Origin of the sequence: Mycobacterium asiaticum, from assembly GCF_001673635.1 — a bacterium.
Taxonomy (GTDB): Bacteria; Actinomycetota; Actinomycetes; order Mycobacteriales; family Mycobacteriaceae; genus Mycobacterium; species Mycobacterium asiaticum_C.
Genome location: NZ_LZMH01000083.1, coordinates 103,906 through 123,452 on the forward strand (window position 1 = coordinate 103,906; position 19,547 = coordinate 123,452).

A 19,547-nucleotide genomic window follows, 5' to 3' on the forward strand; every position below is an offset into this window, starting at 1 on the left:
CAGTCCCCCGCAAGCGGGAGGCTGCTCGCCCTAGCCCAAGGCGACCTTGAGCAACCGGCCGAGGTGTTCCAGCGCGGCGGCGTATTCGTGCTGAAACGGTGTCCCGTAGCCGACGACGATGCCCGCGGTCCGCGGACCTGCGCCGTGCCAGAAGGGCGCGAGTCCGGTCAGCGCGATGCCCTCTTGCCGCGCGCGGGACACCACCTCGGATTCCACCGCGTCGTCGGGCAGCGTCACCACGGCATGCAGCCCCGCGGCAATACCGTGCACCGACACCGACGGTGCGTGACGGTCCAGCATCTCGACAAGCGCATCGCGGCGATCACGGTAGCGACGCCGCATCCGGCGAACGTGCCGGTCCAAGCCACCCGACTCGATCAATTCCGCGAACGCCAGCTGTGCCAGCACATCGGTGCCGCGATCGGCGCGACGCTTGGCCTCCACCACCGCGTCGACCAGATCTGCGGGCAGCGCCAACCAGCCCAAGCGCAATCCCGGAGCCAGGCTCTTGCTGGCGCTGCCGGCGTAGATGACACACTCGGGCGCCAGGCCCTGCAGTGCACCAACGGGGTGGCGGTCGTAGCGGAATTCCCCGTCGTAGTCGTCCTCGATCAAATACCCGCCGCTTGCCGCGGCGACCCGAGTGAACTCGGTGCGCCGCTGCGCATCCAGCGTCGCGCCCAGCGGCGCCTGGTGGGCCGGAGTCAGGACCGCGCCCGCGACGGCAGCGGTCAACCCCTCCGGCCGGGCGCCGCTGCCGTCAACCTGCAGCGGTACGACGTCCAGTCCGCTCGCGACGGCGACCGCCCGGTGGTCGGGTAGGCAGGGATCCTCCAAGGCAACAGCGCGCGCCCCATACACGGCGAGCGCATCACAGGTCAGCCGCAATCCCTGCGTGAAGCCACCGCACATCACCAACTGCTCCGGGGTGGTGAGCACCCCGCGAACCCGGCCCAGGTAATTCGTCAGCACCGTGCGCAACCGCAGCGACCCGCGGGGATCGCCCGGGCCGAGTTCGGCGTGCGGAGTGACGTGCAGCGCTCGTCGTAGCGCCCGCAGCCATTCGGCGCGCGGAAACGTGCTCAGGTCCGGGCGGCCCAATCGGAAGTCGGCGATGATGCGGTTTGGCTGGCGCTCGGGGTTGACCGGCGCGGGCAGGTGCGGTCCTTGGGCAACCGTGGTGGCCGCGCCGGGCCGGGCCCGCAGGTATCCCTCGGCGGCCAGCTGCGCGTAGACCTCGACGACGGTTCCGCGGGCCAGTCCGAATTCGGCGGCCAGTGACCTAGAGGACGGCAATGACTCCCCCGCGGCCAGTCGGCCCTCCCGGATCGCCTGTCGCAGAGCAGTTTCCAGCGCCACCCGTCGGCCTCGGCCGGCCGGCAGGTCGAGATGCAGGTCGATCCCGCCGGTAGAACTGGTACACGAATTCGCCATCAAATTGGACCTTACTCGTGAACCGATCGCTTCGTAGCCTCGATTGCGTGACGATCTCCGCTGCCCCACGCCGGCGCCTCGACCGGACGGCGAGCCTGACCGCTCAGGCCAACGCCGCCCAACGCGCTGCAGAAACCTTGCGTCCGCCCAACCGTCGACTGGTCCACGACCCGCACTCCAGCAATTTCGTCGAGCACCCGGCGTTGCGGGCAATGCTGGCCCGCCCGCGCACCGCGGATGCCGTCCTGCGGGTGTTCGACTGGCTGTGGGGCGGGTTGCACGCACACATAGCGCTGCGGGTGCGCTACGCCGATGACGCCTGCCGGGCCGCCATTTCCGACGGCATCGACCAGATCGTGCTGCTCGGCGCCGGCTTCGACACCACCTGCCTGCGGCTCGCCGGAGCACCGGTGACCATTTTCGAGGTCGACGCGCCCGCCACCCAGGCGCGCAAACGCCCGATCACCGAACGGTTGCTGACGGTGAGTAACCGAACGGTCTGGGTGCCATGCGATTTCGAACGGGACGCGCTGCGCGAGCGCCTGCTCGACGCCGGTCTCGACCCGACGAAACCGAGCCTGGTCAGCTGGCTCGGCGTGACTCCGTATTTGACCCGCGGGGCCATGGCGGCGACGCTGAGCGACCTTGCCGACGTCTGTGCGCCGGGTAGCCGTTTGGTCGTGGACTACATTCGCGCCGGTGTGGTGGACGGAAGCACTCCATGGGGCGGCGCCCGCCGCATGACCCGCCTGGTGGCTCGGCGCGGCGAACCGTACCGCAGCGACTTCACCGAGTCGGGTCTCAACGCACTGCTCGGCGAGCACGGCTTCACACCGGACGAACACCTGACCGTTGCCGGGCTGCTGAACCGCTACGACCCGAAGGGCGACAGCGGCCTGGCCGCCGATGACTGGCTCGCCATTGCAAGCGCCCGCCGCTGACCCCCGCACCGCACCCCCGCGAGCAGACGCTTAAGCGCCCGCACGCCCGGCGTGTCGGGCGCTTAAGCGTCTGCTCGCGCAAAGCTCGGCCTAATTCAAGGCGAGGTCCTCGCGGAAACGGCGCAGGCCGTCGATCTTCTCCGCCAGCGTCGCATCCGGCCCGGCGTAGAACATCCACGGCATGGTGATGATCCCGGTGATACCCGCATCCTCGGCACGCTGATAGTCCGCGACCGTGAACGAGTCCGTCAATGGCGTCAGGATCGTGAAGCCGTCCATCGAAAGACCTTGCGCGGCACGCAATTCGCGTAGCTTGTTCACCCGTTCGATGGCTCGATCGGTGGTGATCAGGTCGCCGATCCAGCCGTCGTTGCGGGCGGCGCGGCGCAGCGCGATGTCGCTGAGCCCACCCACGTACACCGGGATCGGCGGCGGCGTCGGCTGCATTTCCAGCCGCGGCGCCGTATAGAACTCGCCGTCGAACTCGGTCCAGCCCGGCGACCACAATTCGCGCATCAGCGAGATCATCTCGTCGGTGCGCTTGCCGCGGGCCTCGAACCGCTCACCCATCAACTCGAATTCCTCGCGGCACCAGCCCACCCCGATGCCCAGCTCAATCCGGCCGGACGCCAGAAGTGCCGCGGTGCCAATGGCTTTGGCCGCCGAGTACGGGTTGCGCATCGCCGGAATGTAGACCGTCGTGACGAACTTCAGCCGCTTGGTGACCTGCGCCAGCGCCCCCGCCAGCACCCACGGGTCAGCCCAATCGGTGAAGGGCTGCCAACGGCGTTGCCCGTCTTTGGTGTACGGATACGGCGTCTGTAGCGTCTCCAGGTTGACGACGTGGTCAGGGATCCCGAGGCCGTCATAGCCGAGTTCGTCTGCTGCCTTGGCGATTTCGATGATGTCGGGAGTTTCCAGAAACGCGCTGCTGACGTAGAACTTCACCGCCCGTCCCGGCCGTCCTGCCCGTCCCGGCCGACCTGCCCGTCCCGCGCCCAGGACGGCTCGATGAACACACCGTCGGCCTCGACCGTGATGCCCGCCGCATCCGCGATGAACCCCCGAGCGAACACCTTGACACCCTCCCGTCGGTCCACCCAGGCCTCGGAACGTAGCCGGCCCAACGGGGTCCCGCGCAGATACTTCACCGTGATGGTCCCGGTGAACCGCGGCTTGGACAGTCCCTCGCTCGCGGCCTCACCCAGCATGTGATCGAGGATCAAAGCGCTCACCCCGCCATGCACCAGCGAGGGCGGACCCTCATAGGCCAAGCCCAGCACGAACTCGGCCCAGCAACGCCCGCCGCCCTCATGGTGCACCACGATCGGCGGCGCGATCGGATTGCACACGCCCACCGCCGCATTGCCCAATGGGAGTGGACGATCGCCCACGCGGTAGCTCACCCCGTCCGGCCGGGTCCGACGCCGCAGCGACTCGGTGACCGCCTTGATCGCCGCCTGCGCCTCGACGACGACGTCGTCGTCGGCCTCGGTGCGGATGGTCACGTCGATCAACTCCCGGACCGCGTCGGCCAGCGGCGCATACAGGGCCGTCACCCGGTCGGCCTCCGACGCACTCAGCACTTCGAACATGGCGCTCAGCGCGCCGGCATCCCGACTCAACTTCCAAACACCTTGCGCACCACCGCTTTTGCTCGTCGCGTCACTCGTAGATAGTTGTCCAGGAACTCCCCGCCGTCGTCGCTGTGCCAGCCGGCGGCCACCGCAACCGCGTTGAGCTGCCGTCCCGGTCCGGGCAGCTGGTCGGTCGGCTTGCCGCGAACCAGCACCAGCGCGTTGCGCGCGCGGGTCGCCGTCAGCCAGGCCTGCTTGAGCAGGTCGACCTCGTCCGCCGGAACCAGGCCGGCCTCGGCAATCACATCCAGCGATTGCAGGGTCGAGGTGTTGTGCAGCGCCTCGATTTCGTGGGCGTGCCGCAGCTGCAAAAGTTGCACGGTCCACTCGATGTCGGCCAACCCGCCGCGGCCCAGCTTCGTGTGGGTGTTGGGGTCCGCGCCACGCGGCAGCCGCTCCGACTCCACCCGGGCCTTGATCCGCCGGATCTCGTGCACCGCCTCGGCCGACACCCCGTTCGGCGGATACCGCGTCTGGTCGACCGTCAGCAGGAACCTCTGCCCGAGGTCCGGGTCGCCGGCCACCGCGTGCGCGCGCAGCAGCGCCTGAATCTCCCACGGCTGCGCCCACTGCGTGTAGTACGCCTCGTAGGACGCCAGGGTGCGGACCAGTGGGCCGTTGCGACCCTCCGGCCGCAGGTTGGCGTCGACCTCCAGGGGCGGATCCACGCTGGGCGTGCCCAATTGCGCCCGGACCTGCTCGGCGATCGTCGTCGCCCACTTGACCGCCTGCGCGTCCTCGACCCCGCCGGCCGGCTCGCAGACGAACATCACGTCGGCGTCCGAGCCGTAGCCCAGCTCCGCCCCACCGAGCCGGCCCATGCCGATGACCGCGATGGACGCGGGCGCCCGGCCGTCCTCCGGCAGATGCGCGCGGATCGTCGCGTCCAGGGCGGCCTGCAACACGGCCACCCAGATCGACGTCAACGCTTCACACACCTCGGTGACCTGAAGCATGCCCAGCAGATCCGCCGAGCCGATGCGAGCCAGCTCGCGGCGGCGCACGCTGCGGGCGGCCGCGATGGCGCGCGCCGGGTCGGAGTAGCGGCCGGCCGATGCAACCAGGGCCCGGGCCACTGCCGCCGGCTCGGTTTCGAGCAGTTTGGGTCCCGACGGCCGGTCCCCATAGTCCTGAATCACTTCGGGTACGCGCATCAGCAGGTCCGGCACGAACGTCGAGGTGCCCAGCACGTGCATGAGCCGCCGCGCAACCGTCGGTTTGTCGCGCAAGGTCGACAGGTACCAGGTGTGGGTGGCCGAAGCCTCACTGAGTCGCCGGTACGCCAAGAGTCCGCCGTCGGGATCCGGCGCGTAGGAGAGCCAGTCCAACAGCCGCGGCAGTAGCACCGCCTGCACCCGGCCGCGCCGGCCGCTCTGATTCACCAGCGCCGACATATGCTTCAACGCCGCCTGCGGCGCCTCGTAACCCAGTGCGGCCAGCTGCCGTTCGGCGGCCTCCGGGGTCATGCGGCCACCGACCAGTTCCAGTCCGGCCGGGCCGACCGATTCCAGCAGCGGTTGGTAGAACAACTTCGCGTGCAGCCGGGACACCCGCACGTTCTGGTGCTTCAGCTCCTCGCGCAGCACGCCGGCGGCGTCGTTGCGCCCGTCGGGACGGATGTGCGCCGCGCGCGCCAGCCACCGCATGGCTTCTTCGTCGTCCAGCTCGGGCAGCAGGTGGGTGCGCTTGAGCCGCTGCAGTTGCAACCGGTGCTCGAGTAGCCGCAGAAACTCATAGGAGGCGATCATGTTCGCGGCGTCCTCGCGCCCGATATAACCGCCGGTACCCAACGCCGTCAGCGCGTCCACCGTCGACGCGACATGCAGCGACTCGTCGCTGCGGCCGTGCACCAGTTGCAGTAATTGGGCGGCGAATTCGACGTCGCGCAGCCCGCCGCTGCCCAGCTTGAGTTCGCGACCGCGGATATCGGCGGGCACCAACTCCTCGACGCGGCGGCGCATGGCCTGCACCTCGGGCACGAAGTCTTCGCGCTCGCACGCCGTCCACACCATCGGCTGCAACGCCGCGAGGTAGCGCTCGGCCAGTTCGGCGTCACCGGCCGCGGCGCGGGCCTTCAACAGCGCCTGGAACTCCCAGGTTTTGGCCCACCGCTCGTAGTAGGCGACGTGCGATTCGACCGTGCGGACCAACTCCCCGCTGCGGCCCTCTGGGCGCAGTCCGGCATCGACCTCGAAGAAGGCCGACGAGGCGAGCCGCATCATTTCGCCGGCCACCCGCATGCTGACCGGATCGGCGTTCTCGGCGACGAAGATGACGTCGACATCGCTGACGTAATTCAGTTCGCGGGCACCGCATTTGCCCATCGCGATCACCGCCAGCCGCGGCGGTGTGCGATCGTCGCCGCACACCGTCTGCTCGGCCACCCGCAAAGCCGCGGCCAGTGCGGCGTCCGCGATGTCGGCCAGGTGAGCCGCCACCTTGGTGAACGGCAGCACCGGTTCGTCCTCGACCGTCGGGGCCACATCCAGGGAGGCCAGCACCAACAGCTGGTCGCGGTAGAGCACCCGCAGTTGGTGCACGATCGAACCCGGCGCTCCGGAGAAATCCTCGACGGCCTCGAGGAAAGTCCGCTGCAACCGCTCGCGGGTGGGCAGTTCGACCTTGCCGCGCAGCAGTTTCCACGACTGCGGGTTGGCGATCAGGTGGTCCGCCAGCGCCAGCGAGGAACCGAGCACGGCGAACAACCGCCCGCGCAGGGACCGCTCGTTGAGCAGCGCCGCGTTCAGTTCGTCCCATTCCAGGTCGGGGTTCTCCGACATCCGGATCAGCGCGCGCAACGCGGCATCGGCGTCCGGCGCCCGCGACAGCGACCACAGCAGATCCACATGAGCCTGGTCGTCGTGCTTATCCCAGCCCAGCTGGGTAAGTCGGGCGCCCGCCCCCTCGTCCATCAGTCCCAGCCGGCCGACGCTGGGCAGCTTGGGTCGCTGCGTCGCTGGCTTGGTCACATATCGACGTTAGCGCAACGCCTCCGGGCTACAGCGACAAGTAGGTCTTCAGCTCGAACGGGGTGACGTGGCTGCGGTAGTTGGCCCACTCGGAGCGCTTATTGCGCAGGAAGAAGTCAAATACGTGCTCCCCCAACGCCTCCGCCACCAGCTCGGAGGACTCCATGGCCCGCAGCGCGGTGTCGAAACTCGACGGCAGCTCGCGGTAGCCCATGGTGCGGCGTTCCTCGGGCGTCAGGTCCCAGACGTTGTCCTCGGCCTGCGGGCCCAACACATACCCCTTCTCCACGCCGCGCAGGCCGGCGGCCAGCAGCACAGCGAAGGTCAGGTAGGGGTTGCACGCCGAGTCCGGGCTGCGCACCTCCACCCGCCGCGAGGAGGTCTTGTGCGGCGTGTACATCGGCACCCGCACCAGCGCGGAGCGGTTGGCCGCTCCCCAGGAGGCCGCCGTCGGCGCCTCACCGCCGTGCACCAGGCGCTTGTAGGAGTTCACCCACTGATTGGTGACGGCGCTGATCTCTGAGGCGTGTTCGAGGATTCCTGCGATGAACGACTTGCCGACATCGGACAGCTTCAGCGGGTCGTCGTCGCTGTGGAAGGCATTGACATCACCCTCGAACAGGCTCATGTGGGTGTGCATCGCCGAGCCCGGGTGTTCCCCGAACGGCTTGGGCATGAAGGTCGCCCGCACGCCCTCGTTCAGCGCGACCTCCTTCATGATGTAGCGGAAGGTCATCACGTTGTCGGCCATCGACAGCGCGTCGGCGAACCGCAGGTCGATCTCCTGCTGGCCCGGCGCGCCCTCGTGGTGGCTGAACTCCACCGAGATGCCCATGAACTCCAGCGCCTCGATGGCGTGCCGGCGGAACTTCGACGCCGATTCGTGCACCGCCTGGTCGAAGTAGCCGGCGTTGTCGATGGGCACCGGCTCCGACCCGTCCTCGGGGCCGTTCTTGAGCAGGAAGAATTCGATTTCGGGATGCACGTAGCAGGAGAAGCCGAGGTCGTTGGCCTTTTGCAGCTGACGGCGCAGCACGTGGCGGGGGTCGGCCCAAGACGGTGAGCCGTCCGGCATGGTGATGTCACAGAACATGCGGGCCGAGTGGTGGTGACCGGACTTGTCGGCCCAGGGCAGTACCTGGAAGGTCGACGGGTCAGGGTGCGCGACGGTGTCGGATTCCGAGACCCGGGCGAAGCCCTCGATCGAGGAGCCGTCGAACCCGATCCCCTCTTCGAAGGCGCCCTCGAGTTCGGCCGGGGCGATCGCGACCGACTTCAGGAATCCGAGCACGTCGGTAAACCACAGCCGCACGAACCGGATGTCGCGCTCTTCCAGGGTGCGGAGGACGAACTCCTTCTGCCGATCCATACCCGCACACTAGGCACGGTCTGTTAAATCGATGTTACGGATGCCTCGCCAGACGCATTGCGGATGTTTATGGCTGGCAACGCAGATTGGGCTGCGGCAGGGTCAGATCCAGGAAGTAACGCGTCACGACGCTGTCCACGCACGGGTTGCCGTCGAACACCACGGTGTGCTGGGTGCCGTCGTAGGAGATCAACGGGGCGCCCAGTTGGCGGGCCAGGTCCACGCCGGCCTGGTACGGGGTGGCCGGGTCGTGGGTGGTCGAGACCACCACGGCTTTGCCGGCCGGGGCGGGTGTCGCGGCATGCGGCGTCGACGTAGCCGGCACCGGCCAAAGCGCGCAGATGTCGCGCGGCGCGGACCCGGTGAACTGGCCGTAGCTCAGGAACGGCGCCACCTCGCGGATCCGGCGGTCGGCGCTCACCCAGGACGCCGCGTCTGTCGGCGTCGGTGCGTCGACACAACGGATGGCGTTGAACGCGTCCTGGCCGTTGTCGTAATGACCCTGCCTATCCCGGCCGTTGTAGTCATCGGCCAGCACCAGCAGGTCGCCCGCGTCGCTACCGTGCTGCAGCCCGAGCAAGCCGCTGGTCAGATACTTCCAGTGCTGCGGGGTGTAGAGCGCGTTGATGGTGCCGGTGGTCGCGTCGGCATAACTCAAGCCACGCGGATCCGAAGTCTTGCCCGGCCGGGTGACCAACGGATCGATCAGCGCGTGGTAGCGGCTGATCCACTGCCCCGGGTCGGTGCCCAGCGGGCAGGCCGCCGAGCGGGCACAGTCCGCGGCGTAATCGTTGAAAGCGGTCTGGAATCCCGCCATCTGGTTGACCGTCTGGTCGATCGGGCCGATCGTCGGATCGATGGCTCCGTCGAGCACCATCGCCCGGACATGCGGGGCGAACCGCTCGATGTAGGCCGTGCCGAGCTCGGTGCCGTAGCTGTAACCGAGGTAGTTGATCTGCTCTTCGCCCAGGGCCTGCCGGACCATGTCCATGTCGCGGGCCGCCGAGGCGGTGCCGATGTTGGCCAGGAACGACTGGCCCATCCGGTCGGCACAATGCTGGGCCAGCTCGCGGTACATCCCCTCGATGTGGGCTACCCCGGCCGGGCTGTAGTCCACCATCGGGTCCCGCCGGAAGGCATCGAACTCGGCGTCCGAGCGGCACCGCAGGCTCGGTGTCGAGTGACCCACCCCTCGTGGGTCGAAACCGACCAGGTCGAAGTGGCGGCTGATGTCGGTGCTGCGCAGATCGGGCGCCATCCCGGCCACCATGTCGACCGCCGACGCCCCCGGCCCGCCCGGGTTGACCAACAGCGATCCGATCCGCTGCCCGGTCGCGGGAACCCGGATCACCGCCAACTTCGCTTGTGCCCCAGTGGGTTTGTCGTAGTCGACCGGCACCGCGACAGTGGTGCACTGGGCGGTGGGTATGTCGGCGACACTGACGAAATCGCTGCACGAACCCCAACTCTGCTGCGGCGTCGCGGCGGGTGCCAAAGGGACCTGTGTCTGCCCGCTGTCGGGTTCGGGAGTCGCGGCGGCAAGCGGTAGTGCCGCCGACTGCCCGGTGACCACGAGTCCAAACGACAACAGCGCCGAGCTCACCGTTCTCAGGCGCAACATGGCCGAAATCGTCTCATTTAGAAATCCACCGCAGGACGCGAAACGGTTACGCCTTGGTCTCTTATCGGTACACCCCGGCGAGTCCGGTGCGCTAGCAGGTCGCGCCGGCCGGTGGCGTCGTTCCGTTGATCAGATACGCCGTGATGTAGTCGTCAATGCAGTTGTCCCCCTGGAAGACAACCGTGTGCTGGGTTCCGTTGAACGTGATCAACGAGCCCTTGAGCTGATTGGCCAGGTCGACGCCCGCCTGGTACGGCGTGGCCGGGTCGTGCGTGGTCGACACCACAATGGTCGGCGGCAGACCCGGCGCGGAGACGGTGTGCGGTCGGCTGGTCGGCGGCACCGGCCAGAACGCACAGGTACCCAGCGGGGCGTGGCCGGTGAACTTGCCGTAACTCATGAACGGCGCCAGCTCACGTGACCGGCGATCCTCGTCGACGACCTTGGCGCGGTCGGTAATCGGCGGCTGGTCAACACAATTGATCGCCACCCGCGCATCGGTCGAGTTGTTGTAGTGGCCGTGCGAATCGCGCCGCATGTACATGTCGGCCAGCGCCAGCATGGTGTCGCCGCGGTGCTCGTCGGCGAGTTCCTTGAGGCCATCGGTCAAGTGGTGCCACAGGTTTGGCGAGTACAGCGCCATGATCGTGCCGACGATGGCGTCGCTGTAGCTCAGCCCGCGCGAGTCTTTCGTCTTCGCCGGTCGGCTCACCTGGAGATTGTTCGGGTCGACCAGCGGGTCGATCAGGTTGTGGTAGGCCTCAACGGCTTTGGTTGGGTCGTTGCCCAGCGGACAGCTCGAATCCTTCGCGCAGTCGGCGGCGTAGTCGTTGAAGGCGTCCTGGAATCCCTTGGCCTGCCGCAGATCCGCTTCGATCGGGTCGGCGTTGGGGTCGACGGCGCCGTCTAAGATCATCGAGCGCACGTTCTGCGGGAAGGCTTCGGCATAGGCCGAGCCGATCCGGGTGCCGTAGGAGTAGCCGAGGTAGGTCAGCTTCGCATCACCGAGGGCTTTGCGGATGGCGTCCAGATCCTTGGCGACGCTGACCGTTCCTACATTCGCCAAAAAGTTCTTGCCCATCTTGTCGACGCAGCGCTGCACGAACTGCTTGGTTTCGCCCTCCATGTGCTGCACGCCCGCAGGGCTGTAGTCAACCTGCGGTTCGGCGCGCAGCCGGTCGTTGTCTGCATCGGAGTTGCACCAGATGGCCGGCCGCGAGCTGGAAACCCCGCGTGGATCGAAACCCACCAGGTCGAACCGCTCGTGCACCCGCTTGGGCAGGGTCTGGAAGATGCCCAGTGCGGCTTCGATGCCTGATTCACCGGGGCCGCCGGGGTTGATCACCAGCGAACCGATCTTGTCCCCGCTCGCCGGGAACCGGATCAACGCCAGCGAAGCCACATCGCCGCCGGGGTTGTTGTAGTCGACCGGGACGGCCAGCTTCCCGCACATCGCATGGCCGGGGATCTTCACCGAAGGGTTCGAGCTGCGGCATGGCGTCCACACCACCGGCTGGCCCAACCGCGGCTCGGCCATGTGCGCCCGTCCGGCGACCACGTGCACACATCCCGCCAGGACCAGCACCACAGCGGACAGCGCGGTCCACATCAGCAGCATGCGCGCGAACTTGTCGCGGCGAGACAGGCACATGGCACCCTATGGTGCCAGAGAAGTTTCCCGCTCCTGGTCAAGGCATATCCAGGGCCTGTCTTAGCTGGTCGCGGCCAGCAACTCCGCCATCACGACGGCGAACTCGTCCGCGAATTCCCACAGGTCCGGCAGCAATTCCGGGCAGGCGATCAGTCCGATGTCCAGCCGGCCGTTCAGCGACATGGCGGTGATGTTGAGCCCCCGTGGAAGAGCGGCCCCAACGGATACATCGCGCATCGCGGCGCCGAAGACCGCCGGGCCGGCGAACTGCGACCAATCCAGTAACAGGGTGGCTCCGATCGACGAAGTATGTTGCTTGGCAACATAATTCGACTCGGCGTCGAGGTTCAGCGGGCTGTTGGCGAGCCTCTCCCGGAACTCCGGCATCGCCTGGATGCGCAGCGACATCGCCTCGCGCAGCCTGGTCGAAGGTGTAACCGCCCGGCATGGTCGAGGTGTCCAACCCGATGACCGAGCAGACGTGCATCGGCTGCGAGTCGGTCTCCCGGTAAAGGAAGCTGGCTTCAAGCCATGCGCGGCGCCCGCTGTGCCGCTGCATTCGCCGCCGGTAGGCCCAAAAGTGGCCCCGACCACCCGTGAATGCATCGGAAGCGACGAAATGGCAGAATGGGCGGGGTCAGACGAACCCGGGGACCCAGCTAAGGGCCACGAGGATCGACCCGACCACCATTTAGGGACAATGATGTCTGAGAACGTCTATGGTTCGAGCGCTGCCGCGACTTCGGCGCCGCGCCCCAAGATCCGCACCTCTCACCTGCAGAAATGGAAGGCCGAAGGCCACAAGTGGGGCATGCTCACGGCCTACGACTATTCGACCGCCAGGGTGTTCGACGAGGCGGGGATTCCCGTCTTGCTGATCGGCGACTCCGCCGCCAACGTCGTCTACGGCTACGACACCACCGTGCCGATTTCGATCGACGAGCTGATCCCGCTGGTCCGCGGGGTGGTGCGGGGTGCGCCGCACGCACTGGTCGTCGCCGACCTGCCGTTTGGCAGCTACGAGGCGGGCCCGTCCGCCGCTTTGGCCTCAGCCACCCGGTTCATGAAGGAAGGCGGTGCGCACGCGGTCAAGCTCGAGGGTGGTGAGCGGGTCGCCGAGCAGATCGCCTGCCTGAGCGCGGCCGGCATTCCGGTGATGGCCCACATCGGCTTCACCCCGCAAAGCGTCAACACCCTGGGCGGGTTCAAGGTGCAGGGCCGCGGAGATGCCGCCGAACAGACCATCGCCGACGCGATCGCCGTCGCCGAAGCCGGCGCGTTCGCCGTGGTGATGGAGATGGTGCCGGCCGAACTGGCCACCCAGATCACGGGCAAGCTCACCATCCCGACGGTGGGTATCGGCGCCGGCCCCAACTGCGACGGTCAGGTGCTGGTCTGGCAGGACATGGCCGGGATGAGCGGCGGCAAGACCGCCCGCTTCGTCAAGAGGTTCGCCGATGTGGGTGGCGAATTACGCCGGGCCGCAATGCAATACGCCGAAGAGGTGGCCACCGGAGCATTCCCGGCCGAGGAGCACTGCTTCTAGCCCTCCGCCCGAGCCGAACGGGTAATTTCGATATGGCACTCTATGGGAGCCTCACCTGCTCCCACGGAGAACAGAATGCCTGCTAAAGCGTCTTCAAAAGGACCCAAGACGGCGCGTCATCTCGAAGTCGAGCGCAAGTTCGACGTAGTCGAGTCGACCGTGTCACCGTCCTTCGAGGGCATCGCGGCAGTCGCCCGCGTCGACAAACCCCCCGCCCAGGAACTCGACGCGGTCTACTTCGACACGCCCAACCAGGATCTGGCCCGCAACCGGATCACCCTGCGGCGGCGCACCGGGGGCGCGGACGCCGGCTGGCATCTGAAGTTGCCCGCCGGACCCGACTCCCGCACCGAGATCCACGCCGCGATCGACGCGTCCTCCGACGCCGACACCGTGCCGGAGGAGCTGCTGGACGTGGTGCTGGCGATCGTGCGCGACCGTCCGGTCGCGCCGGTGGCGCGCATCACCACCCGGCGCGAGATCCAGGTCCTCTACAACGCCGACGACGTGGCGCTGGCGGAGTTCTGCAACGACCACGTCACCGCATGGTCCGCCCAGGACTCCCAGGACTCGGAGGGATCGGACCCCGTCGAGCAGCAGTGGCGGGAGTGGGAACTCGAGGTCCGCGAACCAGACGGTGAGACCAGCGAAGCGGCCAGCCATGAGCTGCTCAACCGCCTCAGCAACCGGCTGCTGGACGCCGGTGCCGCCCCGGCCGGGCACGGCTCGAAATTGGTCCGAGCTTTGGGGTCCGCCGCCCCGCCCCCCGCCACACCGCCGGCGGATCCCATCCATCGCGCGGTGGCACAACACGTCGAGGAAATGCTGGTGTGGGACCGCGCCGTGCGCGCCGACGCCGAGGATTCCGTGCACCAGCTGCGGGTCACCACCCGCAAGCTGCGCAGCCTGCTCAAGGATTCGCAGGAATCGTTCGGATTGGCCGACGGCGCATGGGTTCTCGACGAGCTCCGGGAACTCGCGGGGGTGCTGGGCGTGGCGCGCGACGCCGAGGTGCTGGCCGAGCGTTACGAACGGGCGCTGACCCGGCTGGACCCCCGGCTGGTTCGCGGGCCGGTGTCCGAACGCCTGGTCAACGGCGCCAAACGGCGCTATCAGGTGGGTCTGCGGCGGTCGTTGGTCGCCATGCGCTCCAAGCGGTACTTCCGGCTGCTCGACGCGCTGGAATCCTTGGTGACCGAACCGACGGTGCTTGCCTTCGGTCAGCAATCGCAACCGGTGACCATCGATGCCGCCTACCGCAAGGTACGCAAGGCCACGAAAGCGGCCCGGGACGCCCCCGACGATGACGAGGCGCTGCACCGAATCCGCAAGCGCGCCAAGCGTCTCCGCTACACCGCAGCGGCGACCGGCGACGAGCGGGTCGCTCAGGAGGCCAAGGCCATCCAGGTTCTGCTCGGCGATCACCAGGACAGCGTGGTCAGCCGCGAACATCTGCTCGCGCGGGCGCAAGCGGCCCACCTGGCGGGTGAAGACACTTTCACCTACGGTCTGCTCTACCAATACGAGAGCCAGATCGCCGAAAGCAGCAGCGAGCAACTGGATTCCGCGCTGCACAAGCTGGACAAGGCGGTACGCAAAGCGCGGAGCTAAGGGGCCGGGCCGCACCTGCCTGCGCGGCCCCTTGCCGCCTACCCCTGGCCGCCGAGCGTGAAATGCACAACGGAAACTCGGCGTGTCGCGTCGTGCGATTCGCACTCGCCGACGAAACGACGCCCCTCAGGGGGCGGACGAGTTGGCCTGTAAGCCGGATTCTGTTCCACGCCGCCGCGGCTTTAATCCACGGCGGCACGGCGACGACCATCCATCTGGACACTCCGTTGCCGGGTGCCTCGAGCGGCCTACCCGCAGACTCGGACGAGCAGCCCTCAAACGTCTGCGCGGCCGCACTTTCGGTGCGGCCTTCTTGGCCTTGCTTCGGGTGGGGTTTGCCGAGCCATCCCGGTCACCCGGGATGCTGGTGCGCTCTTACCGCACCGTTTCACCCTTACCGCCACAAGGGCGGCGGTCTGTTTTCTGTGGCACTTTCCCGCGAGTCGCCTCGGATTGCCGTTAGCAATCACCCTGCTCTGTGAAGTCCGGACTTTCCTCGACTCGGCACTCCTTGAGAGCGCGAGCCGCGGCCGTCCAGCCAACTCGTCCGCGACGAACACGGTACCCGCTCTGCGCCGGCACCGGCCAGTGCGGTCTTTGCTCGGGTCAGAGATACCCGGTCTGATTGACCAGGCGCACCGACGACGCACCGTCGGGATAGAACTCGGCGATGCTCAGCGACGCCAGGTCCAGATGCAGCCGGTACAGGATGCCCGAGCCGGCATCCAACGCCATGCGCAGCAGCAACTTGATCGGCGTGACGTGGGAGACCACCAACACGTTCTTGCCCTCGTGCGCGGCGATGATCCGGTCCCGGCCGCGCCGCACGCGCCGCAGCACGTCGTCGAAACTCTCCCCGCCCGGCGGCAGGGTGCCCGTGTCGTACAGCCACCGGCGGTGCAGATCCGGGTCGCGCGCGGCGGCCTCGGCGAACGTCAGCCCCTCCCACGCGCCGAAATCCGTCTCGATCAGGTCATCGTCGACGGTCACCTCCAGGCCCAACGCCCTGGCCGCCGTCGTCGCGGTGTCGTAGGCCCGCTGCAGTGGGGAGGAAATCACTGCGGCGATCCCCCGGCGCTGCGTCAGATACCTTGCCGCCAAACCGGCCTGACGCCAACCGACCTCGTTCAGGGGCGGATTGCCACGGCCGGAGTACCGGCGTTGCACCGACAGTTCGGTCTGCCCGTGCCGCAACAACAACAGCCGGGTCGGGGTGCCGCGCGCGCCAGTCCAGCCCGGGCCGGTGGTGGTCTCGGCCGGACGCTCGGCCACCGTGGCCCGGGCCGCTTCCGTGACCGGCACGGCCACCTTGTCGACCCGGCGATCCGCCTGGGCCTCGGCGGCGTCCATCGCGTCATTGGCCAGCCGATCGGCGTAGGCGTTCTGGGCGCGCGGAATCCAGGAATAGGTGATCCGGCGGAACCGCGACGCGAGCGTCTGGGCCTGTCTGTGCAGTTCCACCAGATCGGGGTGCTTGACCTTCCAGCGCCCGGCCATCTGCTCGATCACCAGCTTGGAGTCCATCAGGACCGAAACCTCGGTGGCGCCCAGGTTGAGGGCATCGTCCAAACCGGCTATCAGGCCGCGATATTCGGCCACGTTATTGGTGGCCCGGCCGATCGCCTGCTTGGATTCGGCCAGCACGGTCCGGCGGTCCTGAGTCCACACCACCGCGCCATATCCGGCGGGTCCGGGATTACCCCGCGATCCGCCGTCGGCTTCGATCACTACTTTCATTGATCAGAGCCCTTGACGCGCAACAGGATTGCGCCGCACTCCGGGCAGCGCTGCACCTCGTCTTCGGCGGCGGCCTGGATCTGGGCCAACTCGCCGCGACCGATCTCGATACGGCATGCGCCGCACCGGTGTCCCAGCAGCGGCCCGGCGCCCGGGCCTCCCCCGGCGCGCAGCCGCTCGTACAGCGCCTTGAGGTCGGGGTTCAGTTCCGCGGCCAGTGTCTCGCGCTTGGCGGCGTGTTCCGTCCGGGCCTCTTCGACCTCGGCGAGCGCCTCGTTGAGGGCCTTTCGCGCGCCGGCGAGTTCGTCCTGCAGGCCGGCGATGGTCCCGGATTCCGCGGCTTCGGTGGCCTGCAGTTCCTCGCGGCGTTCCATCACTTCCAGCAGGGAATCCTCCAGACTGGCCTGGCGGCGCTGCAGGGTTTCCAGCTCGTGCTGCAGGTCCGCCAGTTGCTTGGCGTCGGTCGCTCCGGAGTCGAGCAGCGCGCGGTCCCGGTCCTCTCGCTTGCGCACCGCGTCGATCTCGGCTTCGAGGCGGGCCACCTGGGCGTCGAGATCCTCCACGGCGATCCGCACGGCGCCCAGCCGGTCACTGGCGGCGTTGTATTCGCCCTGCACCCGCTCGAGGGCTTCGCGTTGGGGCAGATGAGTGGTCCGATGGGCAAGGCGGGACAGCTCAGCGTCCAGTTTCGCCAGTTCCAGTAGCGAACGCTGCTGTGCCACTTCGGCCTTCATGATCTCCTAGGTCTCTCTCAGGTCTGCTTCCCGGCGCACAGGTTCCACGGGTCGGTGCGGATGTCAGACACCCGCACCGCCAGCTTGGGCCCGAACACCGAGCACAGCACGTTCGCCGCTTGCCCACACCACGGGAATTCACTCGCCCAGTGCGCGACGTCGATCAACGCCACCTCCGACCCCCGGGAATGCTCGTCGGCGGGATGGTGACGCAGGTCGGCCGTGACATAAGCCTGCACACCGGCCCGAGCTACCGCACCCAACAACGAGTCGCCGGCTCCCCCGCAGACCGCGACCCGCGACACCGGCATGTCGGGATCACCGGCGGCGCGCACCCCCCACGACGTGGACGGCAACGCGGCGCCGACGCGGGATACGAAGTCGGCGAACCGTTCGGGTCGCGCCAGCGTGCCGAGACGGCCCAGCCCGGTGTCGGCGGGCTGCGGAGCCATGGTGAAGGTGTCGAAGGCCGGCTCCTCGTAGGGGTGCGCCGCGCGCATCGCCGCCAGCACCGCACCCCGCGCACGGGCCGGGGCCACCACTTCCACCCGGTCCTCGGTGACGTGTTCGACGATGCCGACGCTGCCGATCGCCGGAGCTGCCCCGTCGTGCGGCAGGAACTGTCCGATGCCGGTGACGCTCCAGCTGCAGTGCGAGTAATCGCCGATCTGCCCGGCGCCCGCTGCGAACACCGCCTCGCGCACCGCGTCGGCGTTCTCCTGCGGCACGTAGATGACCCACTTGTCCAGATCGGCCACGGACGGCGACGGCTCGAGCACCGCCTCGACGGTCAGGCCGAGCGCGTCGGCCAGCGCGTCGGACACCCCCGGCGCGGCCGAGTCGGCGTTGGTGTGGGCGGTGAACAGAGCGCGGCCGGAACGGATCAGGCGGTGGATCAGCGCACCCTTGGGCGTGCTGGCCGCGACCGTGTCGACCCCGCGCAGCAGCAGCGGATGGTGAGCGAGCAACAGGCCGCCGTCGGGGACCTCGTCGACGACGGCGGGTGTCACGTCGATGGCGATGGTCACCGATTCGACGTCGTCGGCGGGGTCGCCGCAGACCAAGCCCACCGAATCCCAGGACTCAGCGAGCCGCGGCGGGTACGCCTCGTCCAGCACCGCGATGATGTCGGCCAGCCGCACGCTCACCGGCGACTCCCACTGTGCAGGCCGGCCAGCGTCTCGGCGATCGATTCGACCAGTCGTGACCACTCCGGCCGCACCGCCACCCGCAGATACGTCGCGTCCAGGCCGACGAAGGTGTCACACCGCCGCACCGCAATACCGTTGCTGGCCAACCGGTTCCGGATCAATTCGGCATTGGGGCTGCGGAACAACACGAACGGGGCCCGGCCGGCGACCACGTCGACACCCACCGACGCGAGCCCGGCGACCATGGCCGCGCGGGTGGCGGCCAACCGCGCGGCGTCGGCGGCGGCTTCGGCGACGGCTCGCGGGCTGCAGCAGGCCGCGATCGCGGTCAGCTGCAACGTCCCCACCGCCCAATGTGCGCGCTGCGCGGTCAACCGGGCCAGCACCTCGGGTGACCCGAGCGCATAACCCACCCGCAGCCCAGCCAGTGCCCACGTCTTGGTCAGGCTGCGCAGCACCAGCACGTCGGGCAGGGCGTGACCGGCAAGGGATTCCGGTTCGCCGGGCACCGCGTCGGCGAACGCCTCGTCGACCACCACGATCCGTCCCGGCCGGCGCAGGGCCAGCAGTTGCTCGCGGGTGTGCAGGACCGACGTCGGGTTGGTCGGATTTCCGACCACGACGAGGTCCGCGTCCTCGGGGACCCGCGCGGCATCGAGGGTGAACGGCGGCGGCAGGACCACGTGGTGCACCGGGATTCCGGCCGCCGTCAGCGCCGCCTCCGGCTCGGTGAACGACGGCGCGATGAGCGCCGCACGGCACGGGCGCAGGTTGGGCAGCAACGCGAAGCCCTCGGCCGCACCGGCCAGTGGCAGGACTTCGGCGGGCGTGCGGCCGTGCCGGGTGGCGGCCGCGTCCTGGGCGGCGCGCACCTCGGCGTTGCCCGGGTACTGGGCCAGGTCCGTCAGGCGCGCGCTCAGCTGTGTTATCAGCCAGGATGGCGGCTGCGCATGACGGACGTTGACCGCGAAATCGAGCATGCCGGGCAGCACGTCTTGATCACCGTGATAGCGGGCCCGCGACATGCGGGCCGACGCGCTCTGATCCAGACCGGCCACCACAGAAACACTAGTGCGCCAGTACGCGAAGTAGGCATCCGGCGCACCACGGCGCACTCGCGCGGCGCCATCAACCACAATGGGAGCG

General features: G+C 68.4%; 15 protein-coding genes, 1 other RNA gene and 1 pseudogene. 3 read left to right on the forward strand and 14 right to left on the reverse strand.

Annotated features, from left to right (window positions below):
* Positions 1-30: 30 nt before the first annotated feature.
* Positions 31-1,401 carry a MocR-like pyridoxine biosynthesis transcription factor PdxR gene (pdxR, locus tag A5645_RS25340; protein WP_065131519.1) on the reverse strand — a complete coding sequence of 457 codons (1,371 nt, stop codon included), beginning with the start codon at positions 1,399-1,401 and terminating at the stop codon, positions 31-33.
* An 80-nt stretch (positions 1,402-1,481) separates the two neighbouring features.
* On the opposite strand from pdxR, the gene A5645_RS25345 reads away from it, so the two are divergent.
* Positions 1,482-2,375: a class I SAM-dependent methyltransferase gene (locus A5645_RS25345; protein ID WP_253867142.1), complete on the forward strand. Its 894-nt coding sequence runs from the start codon at positions 1,482-1,484 to the stop codon at positions 2,373-2,375.
* Between the two features lie 90 nt (positions 2,376-2,465).
* Here A5645_RS25345 and A5645_RS25350 read toward each other — a convergent pair whose 3' ends face one another.
* The 8 genes and pseudogenes from A5645_RS25350 to A5645_RS29495 form a co-directional block, all read right to left on the reverse strand.
* Positions 2,466-3,323 carry a TIGR03619 family F420-dependent LLM class oxidoreductase gene (locus A5645_RS25350; protein ID WP_065131465.1) on the reverse strand — a complete coding sequence of 286 codons (858 nt, stop codon included), beginning with the start codon at positions 3,321-3,323 and terminating at the stop codon, positions 2,466-2,468.
* Entirely contained in the window at positions 3,320-4,000 is a 681-nt protein-coding gene (locus A5645_RS25355) for a PaaI family thioesterase (RefSeq protein WP_065131466.1), read from the reverse strand. The genes A5645_RS25350 and A5645_RS25355 overlap by 4 nt, the downstream gene beginning before the upstream one ends.
* Entirely contained in the window at positions 3,997-6,924 is a 2,928-nt protein-coding gene (locus A5645_RS25360; RefSeq protein ID WP_231123331.1) for a bifunctional [glutamine synthetase] adenylyltransferase/[glutamine synthetase]-adenylyl-L-tyrosine phosphorylase, read from the reverse strand. Before A5645_RS25360 ends, A5645_RS25355 begins: the two co-directional genes overlap by 4 nt.
* 85 nt (positions 6,925-7,009) lie before the next feature.
* Positions 7,010-8,350 (reverse strand): type I glutamate--ammonia ligase, encoded by a 1,341-nt coding sequence (glnA, locus tag A5645_RS25365; RefSeq protein WP_065037968.1) that lies wholly within the window; start codon positions 8,348-8,350, stop codon positions 7,010-7,012.
* Between the two features lie 67 nt (positions 8,351-8,417).
* Positions 8,418-9,980 carry an alpha/beta hydrolase gene (locus A5645_RS25370; protein ID WP_155768158.1) on the reverse strand — a complete coding sequence of 521 codons (1,563 nt, stop codon included), beginning with the start codon at positions 9,978-9,980 and terminating at the stop codon, positions 8,418-8,420.
* Between the two features lie 82 nt (positions 9,981-10,062).
* A complete protein-coding gene (locus A5645_RS25375; RefSeq protein WP_065037970.1) occupies positions 10,063-11,622 on the reverse strand; it encodes an alpha/beta hydrolase in 1,560 nt (519 codons plus the stop codon).
* A gap of 60 nt (positions 11,623-11,682) precedes the next feature.
* Positions 11,683-11,859, reverse strand: coding sequence for a WS/DGAT domain-containing protein (locus A5645_RS29490; RefSeq protein WP_436405532.1), 177 nt, complete (start codon positions 11,857-11,859; stop codon positions 11,683-11,685).
* 102 nt (positions 11,860-11,961) lie between these two features.
* Positions 11,962-12,181 (reverse strand): annotated as a pseudogene (locus A5645_RS29495) (wax ester/triacylglycerol synthase domain-containing protein); the annotation flags it as partial.
* Positions 12,182-12,322: 141 nt separating this feature from the next.
* Between A5645_RS29495 and panB the strand changes: the two are divergent.
* Together panB and A5645_RS25390 are read left to right on the forward strand one after the other, a co-directional pair.
* The gene (gene panB, locus A5645_RS25385) at positions 12,323-13,168 is read left to right on the forward strand and encodes a 3-methyl-2-oxobutanoate hydroxymethyltransferase (protein ID WP_065131469.1); all 846 of its coding nucleotides are present in this window, start codon (positions 12,323-12,325) and stop codon (positions 13,166-13,168) included.
* A gap of 75 nt (positions 13,169-13,243) precedes the next feature.
* Positions 13,244-14,779, forward strand: a complete 1,536-nt coding sequence (locus tag A5645_RS25390) for a CYTH and CHAD domain-containing protein (protein WP_065131470.1) — start codon at positions 13,244-13,246, stop codon at positions 14,777-14,779.
* A gap of 134 nt (positions 14,780-14,913) precedes the next feature.
* Here the strand turns inward: A5645_RS25390 and rnpB are convergent.
* The 5 genes from rnpB to cobC all read right to left on the reverse strand — a co-directional run bounded on the left by rnpB (position 14,914) and on the right by cobC (position 19,426).
* An RNA gene (rnpB, locus tag A5645_RS25395) (RNase P RNA component class A) lies at positions 14,914-15,325 on the reverse strand.
* A gap of 60 nt (positions 15,326-15,385) precedes the next feature.
* Entirely contained in the window at positions 15,386-16,516 is a 1,131-nt protein-coding gene (locus tag A5645_RS25400) for a bifunctional RNase H/acid phosphatase (RefSeq protein ID WP_065037973.1), read from the reverse strand.
* Positions 16,513-17,250 carry a zinc ribbon domain-containing protein gene (locus tag A5645_RS25405; protein WP_065037974.1) on the reverse strand — a complete coding sequence of 246 codons (738 nt, stop codon included), beginning with the start codon at positions 17,248-17,250 and terminating at the stop codon, positions 16,513-16,515. The genes A5645_RS25400 and A5645_RS25405 overlap by 4 nt, the downstream gene beginning before the upstream one ends.
* A gap of 17 nt (positions 17,251-17,267) precedes the next feature.
* A complete protein-coding gene (locus A5645_RS25410; RefSeq protein WP_065037975.1) occupies positions 17,268-18,398 on the reverse strand; it encodes a Nif3-like dinuclear metal center hexameric protein in 1,131 nt (376 codons plus the stop codon).
* Positions 18,395-19,426 carry an Rv2231c family histidinol phosphate aminotransferase CobC gene (gene cobC / locus A5645_RS25415; protein ID WP_231123333.1) on the reverse strand — a complete coding sequence of 344 codons (1,032 nt, stop codon included), beginning with the start codon at positions 19,424-19,426 and terminating at the stop codon, positions 18,395-18,397. Before cobC ends, A5645_RS25410 begins: the two co-directional genes overlap by 4 nt.
* Positions 19,427-19,547: the final 121 nt, after the last annotated feature.